This is a genomic window from Pseudomonas sp. P5_152 (assembly GCF_033989915.1).
Taxonomy (GTDB): Bacteria; Pseudomonadota; Gammaproteobacteria; order Pseudomonadales; family Pseudomonadaceae; genus Aquipseudomonas.
In genome coordinates, this window is the sequence record NZ_JASFAH010000002.1 from 2,977,042 (window position 1) to 2,993,072 (window position 16,031).

Genomic DNA, 16,031 nt, shown 5'->3' on the forward strand with positions numbered 1-16,031 from the left:
TTATAGAGGGGGCATACGTGCCCGAAACGTCGACGGAGCATACACAAGCAAGCACCCTGACCAAACTGGCGCGAGGGATAAAATCGACGAAAGCGAGTGCCTGGCAAAACCGCGCAAAACCGCAGAGCCACGGCCTGTAAGGGCCGCTGCCGCGTGACTGGGCGGTCGCCCTCGGCAACTCTTTCATCGGTTAATGCAAAGCTCGGTTTGCCCGGTTTGACGCGGCACCCTAGAATGCCCCGATGCGCGATGACCTCTCCCTTTTGCTGAACTCACTCAACGATGCCCAACGCCAGGCCGTAGCTGCCTCCGTGGGTCGTCAGTTGGTCCTGGCCGGTGCTGGCTCCGGTAAAACCCGTGTGCTGGTGCACCGTATCGCCTGGTTGATCCAGGTCGAAAACGCCTCGCCTCACTCAATCCTGTCGGTGACCTTCACCAACAAGGCTGCTGCCGAGATGCGCCATCGCATCGAGCAACTGATGGGTATCAACCCGGCCGGCATGTGGGTCGGCACCTTCCACGGCCTGGCGCACCGCCTGTTGCGGGCGCACTGGCAGGAAGCCGGCCTGAGCCAGACGTTCCAGATCCTCGACAGCGACGACCAGCAGCGGCTGGTCAAACGGGTGATCCGTGAGCTGGGCCTCGACGAGCAGCGCTGGCCGGCCCGCCAGGCCCAGTGGTTCATCAACGGCCAGAAAGACGAAGGCCTGCGTCCACAACACATTCAAGCCAGTGGCGACCTGTTCCTGGGCACCATGCGCAGCATCTATGAGGCCTACGAGGCCGCGTGCCTGCGCGCTGGTGTCATCGACTTCTCCGAGTTGCTGCTGCGCGCCCTCGACCTGTGGCGCGACCATCCGGGCTTGCTGGCGCACTACCAGAAACGCTTCCGCCATATCCTGGTAGACGAGTTCCAGGACACCAACGCCGTGCAGTACGCCTGGTTGCGCCTGCTGGCCAAGGGCGGCGACAGCCTGATGGTGGTGGGTGACGACGACCAGTCGATCTACGGCTGGCGCGGGGCGAAAATCGAGAACATCTATCAGTACTCCGATGACTTCCCGGATGCCGAGACCATTCGCCTGGAGCAGAACTATCGCTCCACCGCCGGTATCCTCAAGGCGGCGAACGCCCTGATCGCCAACAATACCGGGCGCATGGGCAAAGAGTTGTGGACCGATGGCGGTGAAGGCGAAGCGATCAACCTCTACGCCGCCTTTAATGAACACGACGAAGCCCGCTACGTTGTCGAAACCATCGAAAGCGCGCTGAAAACCGGCTTGGCGCGCAGCGATATCGCGATTTTGTACCGCTCCAACGCCCAGTCTCGGGTGTTGGAAGAAGCCCTGCTGCGCGAACGCATCCCGTACCGCATCTATGGCGGCCAGCGCTTCTTCGAACGTGCTGAAATCAAGAACGCCATGGCTTACCTGCGCTTGCTTGAAGGGCGCGGCAACGACGCGGCCCTGGAGCGGGTGATCAACGTTCCGGCGCGTGGCATTGGCGAGAAAACCGTCGAAGCCATCCGCGACCACGCTCGCCACAGCGATGTGTCGATGTGGGAAGCCATGCGCTTGCTGATCGCCAATAAAGGCCTGACTGGCCGCGCTGCCGGCGCCCTGGGCGCCTTCATCGAGCTGATCGACAACCTGGCGGCGAAAACCGCCGAGATGCCGCTGCACTTGATGACCCAGACCGTCATCGAGCAGTCGGGGCTGATTGCCTACCACGAAGCGGAAAAAGGCGAGAAAGGCCAGGCCCGGGTAGAAAACCTTGAGGAATTGGTCAGCGCCGCGCGCAACTTCGAGAACAGCGAAGAAGACGAAGAGCTGACGCCACTGGCTGCTTTCCTCGGCCATGCCTCCCTGGAGGCCGGCGATACCCAGGCCGACGAGCACGAAGACAGCATCCAGTTGATGACCCTGCACAGCGCCAAGGGCCTGGAATTCCCCTACGTGTTCCTGGTCGGTATGGAAGAGGGTCTGTTCCCGCACAAGATGAGCCTGGAAGAGCCCGGCCGTCTTGAAGAGGAGCGTCGCCTGGCGTACGTCGGCATTACCCGCGCCATGCAGAACCTGGTGATGACCTACGCTGAAACCCGGCGCCTGTATGGCAGCGAGACCTACAACAAGGTCTCGCGTTTCGTACGCGAAGTACCCAAGGGCCTGATTCAGGAAGTGCGGCTGTCCAATAGCGTCAGCCGGCCGTTCGGCGGTGGCCAGAAGCAGAGCTCGAGCAGTATGTTCGCCGGCACGGAAATCCCCGAAACCGCGTTCAGCCTCGGCCAGCAAGTGCAGCACGCGGTGTTCGGCGAAGGGGTGATTCTCAACTTCGAAGGCGCCGGGGCCCAGGCCCGGGTGCAAGTGAACTTCAGCGAAGGCAGCAAGTGGCTGATGCTCGGCTACGCCAAGCTGGAAGCGATCTAAAGGCGCGAGCGCGTCCTTGTGGGAGAGCGCCGGGCGGCGCTTCGTCTGCTTGCGAATAGCTACACCGCGGCGCGTGTATTCGCGAGCAGGCTCGCTCAGAGGATGTGGCGTTGATCTTTGCTCCTAGTCCTTCTGAACTTGTCGGCCCATCCCACAGACAAAAGTACATAGCCCTACGCAGGCCGGTTGAGCTGAACCCAGCCTGTCAGGCAAAAGCCCGAAACACTCTGCCGCTAGCCAGCAACACTTCACCTGTGCAACATGGCGCGCGTGCCATCCACAAATGGGAATTCCCTTTATGAAACGTTTTCTTAGCATCGCCATGGCGTTGTGCATCGGCCTGACGATGAGCCTGGACGCCAACGCCAAGCGCTTTGGTGGCGGCAAGAGCTCCGGCGCTGCGCCGACTCACCAGACCAGCCAAATGGCTCCTTCTTCTCCTGGCATGGGCGGCGCTGCGGCGACCGCTGGTGCTGCCGGTGCCGCTGGCGCTGCGGCCAAGGCCGGCGGTGCTTCGCGCTGGCTCGGCCCGCTGGCCGGTATCGCCGCTGGCGGCCTGCTGGCCTCCATGTTCATGGGCGGTGGCTTCCAGGGCATGCAGATCTTCGACATCCTGATCATGGCGGTCATCGCCTTCGTGATCTTCCGCTTCATCGCCGCTCGTCGTCGCAAGCAGCAAGAGCACCTGGCCCCGGCCGGTCACGCGCCAATGCAGCGTGAAGTGTTCGAGAACAAGCCTGCCATGGGTTCGATCTTCGGTGGTTCGGCCGCTCCGGCTGCTGCTCGTCCGGTGATCAACGCTCCGGCCTGGTTCAACGAAGAGCGCTTCATTGAAGCCGCGCGCAACCACTTCCAGTCCCTGCAGCAGCACTGGGACGCCAACGAAATGGACAAGATCGCCGAGTTCGTGACCCCACAACTGCTGGAGTTCCTCAAGCGCGAACGTGCCGACCTGGGCGACGGCTTCCAGTCGACCTACATCGACAACCTCACCGTGCAACTGGACGGCGTAGATGATCGCGCCGACAAGACAATCGCCACCCTGACCTTCAGCGGCGTGTCGAAAACCTCGCGTTTCGACCAGGGCGAAGTGTTCAGCGAAAGCTGGAACATGGAACGTCCGCAAGGCGACAACCAGCCTTGGCTGGTCGCCGGTATTCGCCAGAACGGCTAATACCTCGCGCGGTTCGCATGCAGTAATAAAAACCCCAGCCTCGGCTGGGGTTTTCTATTTCGCGGTTGCATCTATAGCAAGCTACTGTATAAACCGCCCCAACCAAACCGCGCCATTGAGCAAGAGGATCCCGGACGTGGAAGAAATCATCGAACAACTGCGAGAAGCCAACGAACCGGTACCGGTGCCCTTGGAGCTGCCTGACGAAGACCAACTGGTGGAAATCGAGGAACAACTGTTCATCGACATCCCGTTTGTCTTCAGGGAATTCCTGCTGACCGTCAGCGACGTGGTCTACGGCAGCCTGGAACCTGTAACTGTCACAGACCCACAATCCCACACCTACCTGCCGGACGTTGCCGCCAACGCCTGGGACGCAGGCGTGGACCGTAGCCTGATCCCTATCTGCCAGGATGGTGACGACTACTACTGCGTCGAAGAAGACGGCACCGTGGTGCTGTGGCAAGCCGAAGACGAACTGGTTGCCGAAGAAACCTGGGAATCGGTATGGCACTGGGCGCGGGACGTCTGGCTGGAAAGCTGAGTCTGGCCCCCTGCGTGAGGTTGTTGTAGCAACTGGCGAAGCCTGCGTTCGGTTGCGCAGCAACCGCCAGGCCCCTCGAACAAGCGACGGCTACGCCGCCGAACGCAGGTTCGCAGGCTCGGCAGCTGCTACGGGTCTACGGATCTGCGCTTCAATGGCCGGACGACTCCTTGTGGTTGTCCAGGGTTTCCAGCAGGGCCACCTGCATCCGCGTATGCACACGGATGAACCAGCGCCAGAGGAGCGCCGCCACCGCGGCGGTGACCACGGCAATCAGCAACAGCAACTTGTTGGTCGGTAAAATACTGGCCGACAAGGCTGCCAGCAGCAGGAAAATCACCAGCAGCGAGAGAATCGGGATCACTTCAGCGATCACCCGGCGCACCCGTTGTGTGTGGCGGCCAGCCATCTCCGGCTTCACCCCCATTTCCGCCAGCAGCATCGAGAGCGCCTTGATCTTGCGATAGGCGGCAATCAGGAAAGGCAGCGACACCAGCAATGCCCCACCCCAGATCAAGGCCTTCTGCCAGCTCGGATCGCTGATCCAGTCCTGCAGATAAGCCGACATGCGTTCGGCGAAAAAACCGCCCGACAGGAAGATCGCCACCACCAGCGCCAGGTTCACCCCCACCTGCAGCAGAATCCGCCGGATCATCGACGCCAGCAGCGCGCCCTCACCCTGCGGCTGGATACTGCGCAACCATTCGCCATACATTCCCAGCACCCGGCCAAGGCGCGTCGGTATGACCGCGGCGAGCTTGATCGAGAGTGGGTCAGCCGCGCGAATCAGGTACGGCGTCAGCAGCGTGGTGATCACCGAGACGGCGACCGCCACCGGGTAGAGGAAATTGCTGGTGACCTGCAAGGTCATGCCCAGCGCCGCGATGATGAAGGAGAACTCACCGATCTGTGACAGGCCCATGCCAACCCGCAGCGAGGTGCGTCCGTCGTTGCCGGCAATAAAGGCCCCCAGGCCGCAGGACAGCATCTTGCCCAGCACCACGGCGACGGTGATCACCGCAATCGGCCAGGCGTACTGCAATAGAATCAGCGGATCGAGCATCAGGCCAATGGCGACAAAAAAGATTGCGCTGAACAAGTCGCGAACGGGTTCGATCAGGCGCTCGATTTTCAGCAATTGCCGCGATTCAGCCATGATCGCGCCAATCAGGAACGCCCCCAGCACCATGCTGTACTCCAGCTTGACCACCAGCAGGCAAAAGCCGAAACACAGGCCCAGCACGGTGATCAGCAGCATTTCATTGCTTTCGAATTTCGCCACGTAGGCCAGCAGCCGCGGCACCAGCAGGATGCCGATGACCAGCGCGACGATCATGAACAGCGAGAGTTTGCCGACGGTGGAAAACACCTCGCCCGAACTCACGGTACCGCTCACCGCGATGCTCGACAGCAAGGCAATGATACCGATCCCCAGGATGTCCTCGACGATCAGCACGCCAAAAATCAGCTGGGCAAAACGCTCGTTCTTCATCTTCAGGTCGTTGAGCGCCTTGACGATGATGGTGGTCGAGGAGATCGCCAGGATCGCCCCGAGAAACAGCGAATCCATGGTGTTCCAGTCGAACCAGCGGCCAATTTCGTAGCCGATCCAGATCATCAGCACGATTTCCAGGAACGCCGCGATAAACGCCGTAGCGCCGACCTTGAACAACTTGCGCAAGCTGAACTCGAGGCCGAGGCAGAACATCAGGAAAATCACCCCCAGCTCGGCCAGGGTCTTGATGGTCTGCTCGTCATGGATCAGGCCGAATGGCGGGGTGTGCGGGCCAATGATGAAGCCGGCAACGATGTACCCCAGGACCACGGGCTGCTTGAAGCGATGGAACAGTACGGTCACCACCCCCGCCACCAGCATGATCACTGCCAAATCCTGAATGAAACTGATGGCATGCATGGCGAAGGCTCCTTGATGGGGATGCTGTAGGCGTGACGCGAGAAAAAGCCTGTCGAACGGGCTTTTGAAGGGTAACACCGCGACTTCCGGCAGAAACGCGGTGCAATATATGGAAACAGATGGATACAAGCGTGACGACCGCGAGCGGCGCGGCGTCCCGTTAAGGATGCTTTGAAAAACAGCTCAAGTGCCCGCAGAGGTACGCCCCTGAATCCCTGCCTAGAACCGTGAGTGTGCTATGGAACCCGGAAATGCCCAGCTGTCGATGACAGTACTGATGACCCCCGACATGGCCAACTTCTCTGGCAATGTCCACGGCGGTACCCTGCTCAAGTACCTCGACGAAGTAGCCTACGCGTGCGCCAGCCGTTATGCCGGCCGGTACGTGGTGACCCTGTCGGTGGACCAGGTGATTTTCCGCGAGCCGATTCACGTCGGTGAGCTGGTGACATTCCTGGCGTCGGTCAACTACACCGGCAACACCTCGATGGAGGTGGGCATCAAGGTGGTGACCGAAAACATCCGCGAGCGCTCGGTGCGCCACACCAACAGTTGCTTCTTCACCATGGTGGCGGTCGACGACCAGCGCAAGCCCGCGGCGGTGCCACCGCTGCAACCGCAGAACAGCGAAGACCGCCGCCGCTACATCCAGGGCAAACAGCGGCGCCAGGTCCGCCAGGAACTGGAAAAGCGCTACCAGGAAATCAAGGCCGACGTCTGAGCAATCAGAGGCTGATCGCAGTGGCTTCGAACTTCACCCGCGGATGGGCGATGCGGTCCTGGGCCCGGACCAGCTCCAGCTCGTAGCTGGCGCAGGCCTGGGTTTCCAGCAGTACTTCATGCACCGCCGCTGCGGCAAACTCGAACGCGGCCACCAGGCTGTCGCCCATTAGCACCCGCGCCAGGAACAACCCCGACGTCAGGTCGCCCACGCCCACCGGCTGGCGCGGGAACGCCAACAGCGGACGACGCAGGTGCCAGCTGCCTTCGGCGGTCACCAGCAGCATTTCGAAGCCGTCCGCCAGCTTGCCGGGATAATCCAGGTGCTTGACCAGTACCGCCTTGGGGCCACGCGCCAACAAAGCGCGGGCCATGCCCAGGCAATCGAACAGCGACTGCGGCTTGCGCCCGGAGAAGCTGTCGAGCTCCAGTTGGTTCGGGCACATGAAATCAGCCACGGCCGCCGCTTCGTTGAGCAGGAAGTCGCTGACTTCGGCGGGCACGATGCAACCCTTCTCGGCATGGCCCATGACCGGATCGCAGAGGTACAGCGCCTGTGGGTTGGTCGCCTTGATCCGCGCCACGCCACTGAGGATCGCTCGCCCCTGCGCCGCGCTGCCCAGGTAACCCGACAGCACTGCGTCGCAATTGCCCAGCTCGCCGATGGCGGCAATCCCTTCCACCAGCGCAGGAATCTGCTGGGGCGCCAACACCTCGCCGGCCCACTGGCCGTATTGCGTGTGGTTGGAGAACTGCACCGTATTCAGCGGCCAGACGTTCACCCCAACCCGCTGCATCGGGAAAACCGCGGCGCTGTTGCCAGCATGACCGAAAACCACGTGGGACTGGATGGCGAGCAGATGCGGTGTACGTTTCATGCGGGATTTCCGTAAAACGATTGAAATTCGAGCCGCGCAGTATGCGACTAAACGCAGCCTGTACGACAGGCCAATGTCGCAGTTAAGCTGGTGCCAATTAGTTGGAGTGCGTTTGATGCTGACCCTGGGAAATATCTTCGTGCTGATGCTGCTGGCGACCGGTGCAGCATGGCTGTGGCACAACCACGGCTTGCGCGAGCGAGCGCTGGAACGGGTCAAGCGCCACTGCGCCAAACTCGACATCGAATTGCTCGACGGCAACGTGGCGCTGAAGAAAATCGCGTTCGTCAAAGATGCCAACGGCCGACGCCGCCTGGCCCGGATCTACAATTTTGAGTTCACCGTGACCGGCGAAACCCGGCATGCCGGTACCATCACCCAGTTCGGCCAGCACAGCGCACAGATCGAGCTCGCGCCCTACCCGATGCCCTATGATGAAAAACCGGCGATGCCAAGCGCCGAAGTGATCGAGCTGAGCCAGTGGCGCCAGGATCACAGCAAGCAGCGTCCCTAAGGCCTCAAGCCAGCGTCACCCGGCAAGCGGCCAGCGCCTGTTGCAGTTCATCCACCGCTTGCGGCGCCTCGAAGATCAACTCCAGGCGTGAATCCTGGCGCCACTCACTGGTCCGCCAATCCAGCGCCGCGTTATCCAGGGCATTGGCGGATATCCAGCCTTCGGCGCTGTGGATAACCAGTTTGGCCCGACGCCAGGTGAGGCACTGCAGCCAAGCGGCAAGGCGCTGGCGATCGAATACCTGGCTCGAGTGCCAGCGCCAACCGATGCTCCACCCCCCTTCCTGCTGCTGACTCAAACAGATTGGCGAGGCCGGGTCGGTCCAGATCAATGGAGCGGGCGCCACGCCCCTGGCGGCAGTAAAGTTATCCACAAGCGCTTGGGCCTGGCTTTGCCCGCCTGGCAGCTCGCGCAATGGCAACCGACCGTGCTCGGTCCAGATCAGCGGGCACTGGGGCAACAACCCGCTAATTCGTTGCCGTTGGTCCGCAGCCAGGTGCTCGGCCTTGTTCAGCAGCAACAGCCCGGCGCTGGGCAGCGCTTGTTGTTGCGCGGCGGGCAATGGCTTGCCGGCGGCCAGCGCCTGGGCGTCGAGCACCATCACGCTCGGCTGGAGCGCCAGCACCCCTTGCCAGGGAGCCTCGCTCAATTGCCGGAGCAACTGTGCCGGATGGCCGAGACCCGAAGGTTCGATGAACAGGCGATCGGGACGTGAGCGGCGCAGCAACCGACCCAGGCCGATCTGGAAAGGTGCGCCATTCACGCAGCACAGGCAGCCGCCGGCCACTTCTCCCAGCGCAATGCCATCAGCGCCGGTGGTCAACAGTGCGGCGTCGAGGCCGATCTGTCCGAACTCGTTGATCAGCACCGCCCAACGTTCGTGCGCCGGCCGCTGCGCCAGCAAGTGACGAATCAGGCTGGTCTTGCCGGCACCCAGGGGGCCGGCAATCACGTGGGTAGGGATGTTCTGCAACAGGCTTGGCGATTTCACGGCAGAGAGCGGCATCACAGGAAGATCATCGCAATATGCCTGAGCGCCGGCCGATTCACTATCGCCACCTGACTCACGCCAGCCAGTCCAGCGTCAGGATCAGGCGGCGCTCTCCCGCCGCCAGGGCCGGCGAACGGTGGATCAGGCCCGCGCCTTCGTTGCCCTGCCACTTCTCCCCCTTGAGCAACGCCACTTCACCACCGAGCATCTGTTGGCACTGCCCAGGCTCGGCTTGCGGATTGCCCAGGAGCTGACGCTCGATCATGCCCTCTTCCAGCCACTGGCTACCGACCCCCGCGTAGGTGGTGATCAGCCGCACTGGCACATGGTCGACGTGAAAACGAGGACACATGGCTTTATCCAGGGTGCGCACCCGCACCCCGATCCGCCGTGCCCCGAGCAGGCAGGCAAAGGCACTGATCAGCCAGGCAACATCGGCGATAAATCCCTCATAGCCCTGCAGATCACTGCAACAAGCCGCCAGGTTGCGCAGGTCGGGTTGCGCCTCATCATTGGCCAATTCGACCACCAGCGATTCGGCCAACGGCTGGTTAAGCGACAACAACAGCGTGGCGAAATCGACGATATGCAATGGCAACCGACGCTGCCACAGCGCCAGGTTGGTGCCGTCCTCAAGGATCCGGGTGAACACTTCGGGGGTCTGACCAATGGCTTGGCGGACCAACGGCCGGGCCTGGAGCGCAGGCGCCCGGCTCATGCCGCCTCCTCGTCGAACCAGGGACCGAAGGGATCAGCCAGCGAGCGCCACCCCTCCACGCCCATGGCCATTTCGTCAGCGCTGAGCAGGCAGTCATCCAGCTCTGCAGTGAGCTGGGCAAAGTCGATGTTCTGCCCGATGAACACCAGCTCCTGGCGACAATCGCCGGTGCCAGGCAGCCAATTTTGCATGATCGCCGCGGTGCTTTCCTGATCGTCCGGCCACTGCTCTTTCGGTACAAAACGCCACCAACGCCCAGCAAAACCGTGGCGCATCAAGCCGCCTGCCTGGGACCAGCTGCCGGCATCCTGGTGCTTGCTGGCCAGCCAGAAAAAGCCCTTGGAGCGCAGCAGTTTGCCGTTCACCCACGGCCGGTCGATAAAGCTGAAAAAACGCTGGGGATGAAACGGCCGGCGAGCCCGGTAAGCCGTTGAGGCGATGCCGTACTCGGTGGTTTCCGGCACATGCTCGCCACGCAACTCCTGGAGCCAGCCCGGCGCCTGGGCCGCCTTGGCAAAATCGAAACGCCCGGTATTGAGGATCTGCCGCAACGGCACCTCGCCCATGACCATGGGGATGATCTGCGCCTGGGCATTCAGGCGCTTGAGGATGGCGATCAACTCCTCCCGTTCGGCACTGCTGATTAGGTCAATCTTGCTGATCAGCAGCACATCGGCGAACTCAATCTGCTCGATCAGCAGATCGGTGATCGAACGCTCATCGTCCTCGCCCAGGGTCTGCCCGCGGGAGGCGAGGCTTTCGGCGGCCTGGTAATCAAGCAGGAAGTTCATCCCGTCGACCACCGTGACCATGGTGTCGAGCCGCGCGATGTCGGCCAGGCTCTGCCCCTGTTCATCACGGAAGGTGAAAGTCTCCGCCACCGGCAAAGGCTCGGAAATCCCGGTGGACTCGATCAGCAGGTAATCGAAGCGACCGTCCCGGGCCAGTTTGCTGACTTCTTCCAGCAAGTCCTCACGCAGGGTGCAGCAAATGCAGCCGTTGCTCATCTCCACCAGTTTTTCTTCGGCGCGGTTCAGGCTGACATCGCGCTGCACCTCGCTGCCGTCGATGTTGATTTCGCTCATGTCGTTGACGATCACCGCGACCCGCAGATGCTCGCGGTTGCGCAGGACATAATTGAGCAGGGTGCTTTTTCCGGCGCCGAGAAAGCCGGAGAGCACGGTAACGGGAAGGCGATTGGGCATCAGGTAGTCCTCTGGGCAGCAGGCGTCACGGGAGATCACAGATCAGGCAAGACGCAAATGTTATAGTATAACAATGCAAATAAGCCAATCCGTGCTTGTCGCCCGCGACGAAGGGCGCAATCCTTGGCCCTGCCACCTGCCCGAGAAACCCCATGCCCTACGTCCTGAAATGCACCTTGTCCGGCCTTTTGCTGCTGTTCGCGGCCGATGCCTGGGCGCAACTACCGGGGCTGGCTACCTGTACCCGCAGCGCCACCCTGCTGGCCTGCGTCGACCCGCAAGGCAATGCCTACAGCGTCGCCACCGCGGGCAATACCACCTACATGCGCGGCTTTGAACAAAACGGCAAACGGTACTGGGCGCAAACCACCAGCCGTTACGGCCAGCTCACGTTCTTCACTGGCCTGGCCTCCGATGGCGAGGCCTGGGTCGGCTACAGCCGGCGTGTTGGCTGGACCACCCTTAACCGGTTTTCCAGTTCAGGGGGAGCCAGCGCCCGTTTCACCTGCAGCCGCCTGACGGGCTGTTGAGGGCAATAGGGGACATGGCTTGAAAAAGCTGTCGTCGATTTGATTGTTATAATATAACATTCGAAATCATTTCCTACGACGGACCCGCTCATGAATGCGCTGACTCTGCCGGATATCGCCGCGCAGGCCGCACGCCAATCCTTGCCCCTGGACTGGGTGGGCATGTGCGGCATTGCTCTTCCTGTTCTATTCGACGACCAGCGCCTGAATGCCAAAGCCGATGCCGGCGTCAGCCTCGATGACGCGCAAGCCCGTGGCATACATATGTCGCGCCTGTACCTGGCACTGGCCATGCTGGAGCAGGAGAACCTGACACCCGCGCTCCTGCGCCGCGTACTGCAAGATTTTCTCGACAGCCATCAAGGCCTGGCGACCTCGGCTTACCTGCGTATTCACAGTGATATCCTGCTGCAGCGCCCAGCCTTGGTCAGCCCATTGGCCGGCTGGAAAAGTTACCCGATCAGCCTCGATGCGCGCCTGCAAGGGGCGGTGTTCCACGTGGAACTGCGTGTCGATGTCAGTTACTCCTCCACCTGCCCCTGCTCCGCGGCGCTGTCCAGGCAACTGATTCAGCAGCAGTTCGTCGATGACTTTGCCAACACACCTTTGCAGCACGCCGAAGTGCTGGCTTGGCTTGGTTCCACCCGCGGCATAGTCGCCACCCCCCACAGTCAGCGCAGCACGGCCCAGTTGTGCTTGCACCTGGACGGGACGCTCGACGATCTGCCGCTGATCGCCGCCATCAACCACGCCGAAGCCGCCCTGGGCACCGCGGTACAAACCGCAGTCAAGCGCGCGGACGAGCAGGCCTTCGCCCTGGCCAACGGGCAAAACCTGATGTTCTGCGAGGACGCTGCACGCCGCCTGCACCTGGCGCTGCAACGCTTCCCGGGGCTGCAGGCGTTCGATGTGCGCGTGGTCCACGCCGAAAGCCTGCACGCCCATGATGCAGTCGCCGAAAGTCACTGGCGCCGGGAGCAACCATGATCCGCAAGAATCCCTCCGGCGACTTGCCGCGCATTGCCGAGTCCGCCTACGTCGATAAAACCGCAATCATCTGCGGCAAGGTGGTAATCGGCGAGAACGTGTTCGTCGGCCCCTACGCGGTGATTCGGGCCGACGAAGTCGATGAGTCGGGCCAGATGCAACCGATCACCATCGGCGCCAATTCGAATATCCAGGACGGCGTGGTCATCCACTCCAAATCCGGTGCGGCGGTGACCATCGGCGAGTTCAGTTCCATCGCCCACCGCTCCATCGTCCACGGCCCCTGCACCGTCGGTAATCGGGTGTTCATCGGTTTCAACAGCGTGCTGTTCAACTGTGCGGTCGCCGACGGTTGTGTCGTGCGGCACAACTCGGTGGTCGATGGCCGCGACTTGCCCAGGGATTTCTATGTGCCCTCCACCACCCGCATCGGCCCCCACACCGACCTGTCCCAGTTCCCGCCGGTCAGCGTCAGCGCCTCGGAGTTTTCCGAAGATGTGGCACGCACCAACGTCGATCTGGTGCGAGGCTACAAAGCCTTGCAGAACGAGTTTTGAGCATGGCCAGTGTGCTGATTCGCAATGCGCGACTGGTCAACGAAGGACGAGTATTCGATGCCGATCTGCTGGTGGATCATGGACGCATCGTGAAAATTGCCAGCAGCATCGACGGCGAAAACGCTGCGGTGCAAATCGACGCCAAAGGCCAATGGCTGCTGCCGGGGATGATCGACGACCAGGTGCATTTCCGTGATCCGGGGGCGCCGGAAAAAGGTAGCTTCTACAGCGAGTCGCGGGCAGCGGTGGCCGGTGGCATTACCAGTTTCATGGACATGCCCAACACCCATCCGGCGACCTTGACCCTGGCAGCGCTGGCCGATAAAAAATGCCGGGCGGCGATGCATTCGGTGGCCAACTACGGCTTCCACTTCGGCGTCAGCAACGACAACCTGGACACCGTCGCGGCGCTCAACCCCAGTGAGGTGGCAGGGGTCAAAGTGTTCATGGGCGCGTCCACCGGGAACATGCTGGTGGATGACCCGCGCGTTCTGGAACGGCTGTTTGCCGAGGTGCCGACCTTGCTCCTGGCCCATTGCGAACACAGCCCCAGCATCCGCCTCAACGAGAGCGAATTCGCCGAACGTTACGGCGACAGTGTGCCCGCCAGCGCCCACCCGCTGATTCGTGATGCCGAGGCGTGCTTTCGGTCATCCTCCCTGGCCGTCGACCTGGCCAAGCGGTTTGGCACTCGCCTGCACGTCCTGCACCTGACCACCGCCCGCGAACTGGCGCTGTTCGATGACCGGCCCCTGGCGCAGAAACACATCAGCGCAGAGGTCTGCCTGCATCACCTGTTGTTCGATGATCGTGACTATCCACGCCTGGGCAACCTGATCAAGTGCAACCCGGCCATCAAGACCCAGGCTGACCGCGATGCGTTGCGCCGGGCCCTGCTGAGTCACCGTCTGGATGTCATCGACAGCGACCATGCGCCGCATACCTGGGCGCAGAAACAGCTGCCTTATCCACAGGCACCCGCCGGCTTGCCACTGGTGCAACACGCCCTCCCCGCGCTGTTGGAACTGGTGGCCGACGGCCTGATTCCGCTGCCGACGCTGGTGGCGAAAACCAGCCATCGGGTAGCGGACCTGTTTGCCATTCCCGATCGCGGTTACCTGCGCGAAGGATACTGGGCCGACCTGGTGCTGATCCGTCCCGAACCTGGGGGCAAGGCGGTCGACCAGCAGCCGATTCTCGCGCAATGCGCCTGGACGCCGTTTGCCGGACGGCAGTTTCGCCACAGCGTCAGCACTACTCTGGTCTCGGGACAAATCGCCTGGCACGCCGAAAGTATTAATGACGGCTGCCAGGGTTTACCTTTACGGTTCATGCGTTGAATCCGGTTTTGCGTAAAACTGCCGGGGGTCACTGAGCATGCTGAAAATCACCTTGGCCGATGGGACCGTGCGCGAGTACGACCAGGCGCTCTCAGTATCGGAGCTGGCCTCGAGCATAGGCCCGGGGCTAGCGAAAGCAGCGGTCGCCGGACGGGTGAACGGCCTGTTGGTGGACTGCGCGTTCATGATCCGCCAGGACGCCCGCGTCAGCCTCATCACCGCCCGCGAACCGCAAGGCCTGGAGATTCTGCGGCGCTCCTGCGCACTGCTGCTGGGCATGGCGCTCAAGCAACTGCATGCCAAGGCCGAGCTGGTTGCCGCAGCGTCAGTCGGTGATGGTTTCTACTGTGATTTCACCCTGGCGCGAGCCTTGGGCCCTGAAGATCTGCAACGAATCGAGACCCGGATGATCGCGCTGGCCGCCGCCAACCATTCACTGCATTACGTGCTGGCGAGCTACTGGTCGATGGACGGCACCGCGCTGGCCGCAGGCCCCTATGTGCCCACCACCCGGGTGATGAACGCGTTTGCCCTGACCCACTTGAGTGGCAAGGGAACGCAACGCATCTATGGCGTGTGCTGGACCGACCAGCAGGAGTTGCAGGCGTGGCAAGCCACCCCGCAACTGGTCGTCATCAACATCGATGAACGCCAGATCGACTACAGCCAAGCGCTGACCGACACCCTGCGCCGCGCCGGGGTGCACGCTCACTCGGACCTGCGCAACGAGCATATCGTCAGCAAGATCCGCCAGCATCGATCGCAGGGCGTGGAGTATGTGCTGGTGATTGGGCAACGGGAGATGGAGGGCGGTTTTGTCAGCCTGCGCGACGGCTTTGGAGACAACCTGGGCAGGATGAGTGTGCAGGCGGTGTGCGACTATCTGCTGAAGGCCAGTGACGGGCGGCATTGCGCCGCCCCACAGCAAAGCGCTTAAGCCCGCGGCTTGACGGTGCCGCAATCCTGCCCCAGCCACACGGCACGGGTGTCCATGCTGCCCTGTTGCTGGATGCCGGTGGCATTGAAGGTGCCATTGACCTTGGTATTGAACTCGCGGTCGCTGAGGAAGGTGGCAACACCGGAACCCTGGGCTTTCGGGCAACTGAAGCGAAACTTCCACTGGTTAGCGCTGCGGTCGGTGATCTCTTGCTTGCAGCCCGACTGCGCGTCCTGCAGCGGAATATCGTCGGTTTTCACTTGCTCGGGTGTCAGGCAAACGCGGATGCCCTTGCCGCCCATGTTGATCCCCTGTTTCTCCAAGGCGGCCTTTTGTGCCGGGGTCATCTGGTTACCCAACTGCCCGAGGATCAATTGCAGGTCCGGCAGATTCTGGTTGTCGACCTTCATGTTGCTGGAGGTCAATTCCCACAGACCCGGTTGCAGCATCTGCGCCTGAGCGGCCACAGGAAGTGACAAGCCAACAGCCATGGCCAAACCCAGCAGACGTACGTTCATTGAGTAACTCCTAGTCAGTAATGGCCGTTAGACGTCGCCAATCTACTTCGGTTGCATAGCGAATTAAATAGCGACAT

At 61.9% G+C, this 16,031-nt stretch carries 16 protein-coding genes; 10 read left to right on the forward strand and 6 right to left on the reverse strand.

Going from position 1 to position 16,031, the window contains the following annotated elements; all coding sequences use genetic code 11:
- Positions 1-242: 242 nt before the first annotated feature.
- The 3 genes from uvrD (at position 243) to QMK50_RS13695 (ending at position 4,144) form a co-directional block, all read left to right on the forward strand.
- Positions 243-2,426 carry a DNA helicase II gene (gene uvrD / locus QMK50_RS13685; protein ID WP_159998637.1) on the forward strand — a complete coding sequence of 728 codons (2,184 nt, stop codon included), beginning with the start codon at positions 243-245 and terminating at the stop codon, positions 2,424-2,426.
- A gap of 298 nt (positions 2,427-2,724) precedes the next feature.
- Positions 2,725-3,600 (forward strand): Tim44 domain-containing protein, encoded by an 876-nt coding sequence (locus tag QMK50_RS13690; protein WP_095164995.1) that lies wholly within the window; start codon positions 2,725-2,727, stop codon positions 3,598-3,600.
- Between the two features lie 136 nt (positions 3,601-3,736).
- Positions 3,737-4,144: an SMI1/KNR4 family protein gene (locus QMK50_RS13695; protein WP_095164997.1), complete on the forward strand. Its 408-nt coding sequence runs from the start codon at positions 3,737-3,739 to the stop codon at positions 4,142-4,144.
- A 151-nt stretch (positions 4,145-4,295) separates the two neighbouring features.
- Here the strand turns inward: QMK50_RS13695 and QMK50_RS13700 are convergent, their stop codons facing one another.
- Complete coding sequence (locus tag QMK50_RS13700; protein ID WP_095164999.1) at positions 4,296-6,059, reverse strand: cation:proton antiporter; 1,764 nt, start codon at positions 6,057-6,059, stop codon at positions 4,296-4,298.
- 238 nt (positions 6,060-6,297) lie between these two features.
- Here QMK50_RS13700 and QMK50_RS13705 point away from each other — a divergent pair, with 238 nt between their 5' ends.
- Positions 6,298-6,780 carry an acyl-CoA thioesterase gene (locus QMK50_RS13705; protein WP_095165001.1) on the forward strand — a complete coding sequence of 161 codons (483 nt, stop codon included), beginning with the start codon at positions 6,298-6,300 and terminating at the stop codon, positions 6,778-6,780.
- A 4-nt stretch (positions 6,781-6,784) separates the two neighbouring features.
- Here QMK50_RS13705 and pdxY read toward each other — a convergent pair whose 3' ends face one another.
- Complete coding sequence (gene pdxY, locus QMK50_RS13710; RefSeq protein ID WP_095165003.1) at positions 6,785-7,657, reverse strand: pyridoxal kinase PdxY; 873 nt, start codon at positions 7,655-7,657, stop codon at positions 6,785-6,787.
- Between the two features lie 115 nt (positions 7,658-7,772).
- Here pdxY and QMK50_RS13715 point away from each other — a divergent pair, with 115 nt between their 5' ends.
- Positions 7,773-8,171 carry a DUF3301 domain-containing protein gene (locus QMK50_RS13715; protein WP_095165005.1) on the forward strand — a complete coding sequence of 133 codons (399 nt, stop codon included), beginning with the start codon at positions 7,773-7,775 and terminating at the stop codon, positions 8,169-8,171.
- 4 nt (positions 8,172-8,175) lie between these two features.
- On the opposite strand, the gene QMK50_RS13720 is transcribed toward QMK50_RS13715, so the two are convergent.
- The 3 genes from QMK50_RS13720 to zigA all read right to left on the reverse strand — a co-directional run bounded on the left by QMK50_RS13720 (position 8,176) and on the right by zigA (position 11,085).
- Positions 8,176-9,147: a CobW family GTP-binding protein gene (locus QMK50_RS13720; RefSeq protein ID WP_320334518.1), complete on the reverse strand. Its 972-nt coding sequence runs from the start codon at positions 9,145-9,147 to the stop codon at positions 8,176-8,178.
- 88 nt (positions 9,148-9,235) lie between these two features.
- A complete protein-coding gene (locus QMK50_RS13725) occupies positions 9,236-9,880 on the reverse strand; it encodes a DUF1826 domain-containing protein (protein WP_320333299.1) in 645 nt (214 codons plus the stop codon).
- Entirely contained in the window at positions 9,877-11,085 is a 1,209-nt protein-coding gene (gene zigA / locus QMK50_RS13730) for a zinc metallochaperone GTPase ZigA (protein WP_320333300.1), read from the reverse strand. The genes QMK50_RS13725 and zigA overlap by 4 nt, the downstream gene beginning before the upstream one ends.
- Before the next feature lie 152 nt (positions 11,086-11,237).
- On the opposite strand from zigA, the gene QMK50_RS13735 reads away from it, so the two are divergent.
- From QMK50_RS13735 to QMK50_RS13755, 5 genes are all read left to right on the forward strand, one after another.
- Positions 11,238-11,615, forward strand: a complete 378-nt coding sequence (locus tag QMK50_RS13735; protein WP_320333301.1) for a glutamine synthetase — start codon at positions 11,238-11,240, stop codon at positions 11,613-11,615.
- A gap of 90 nt (positions 11,616-11,705) precedes the next feature.
- On the forward strand, positions 11,706-12,602 hold the full coding sequence (gene folE2, locus QMK50_RS13740; protein ID WP_320333302.1) for a GTP cyclohydrolase FolE2: 897 nt from the start codon (positions 11,706-11,708) through the stop codon (positions 12,600-12,602).
- On the forward strand, positions 12,599-13,159 hold the full coding sequence (locus QMK50_RS13745) for a carbonate dehydratase (protein ID WP_095165013.1): 561 nt from the start codon (positions 12,599-12,601) through the stop codon (positions 13,157-13,159). Before folE2 ends, QMK50_RS13745 begins: the two co-directional genes overlap by 4 nt.
- A 2-nt stretch (positions 13,160-13,161) precedes the next feature.
- Positions 13,162-14,499, forward strand: coding sequence for a dihydroorotase (locus tag QMK50_RS13750; protein ID WP_320333303.1), 1,338 nt, complete (start codon positions 13,162-13,164; stop codon positions 14,497-14,499).
- 37 nt (positions 14,500-14,536) lie between these two features.
- Positions 14,537-15,436: a His/Gly/Thr/Pro-type tRNA ligase C-terminal domain-containing protein gene (locus QMK50_RS13755; RefSeq protein ID WP_320333304.1), complete on the forward strand. Its 900-nt coding sequence runs from the start codon at positions 14,537-14,539 to the stop codon at positions 15,434-15,436.
- On the opposite strand, the gene QMK50_RS13760 is transcribed toward QMK50_RS13755, so the two are convergent.
- Positions 15,433-15,954 carry a DUF3617 domain-containing protein gene (locus tag QMK50_RS13760; protein WP_095165019.1) on the reverse strand — a complete coding sequence of 174 codons (522 nt, stop codon included), beginning with the start codon at positions 15,952-15,954 and terminating at the stop codon, positions 15,433-15,435. The two genes, QMK50_RS13755 and QMK50_RS13760, sit on opposite strands and share 4 nt — an antisense overlap.
- Between the last annotated feature and the right edge of the window lie 77 nt (positions 15,955-16,031).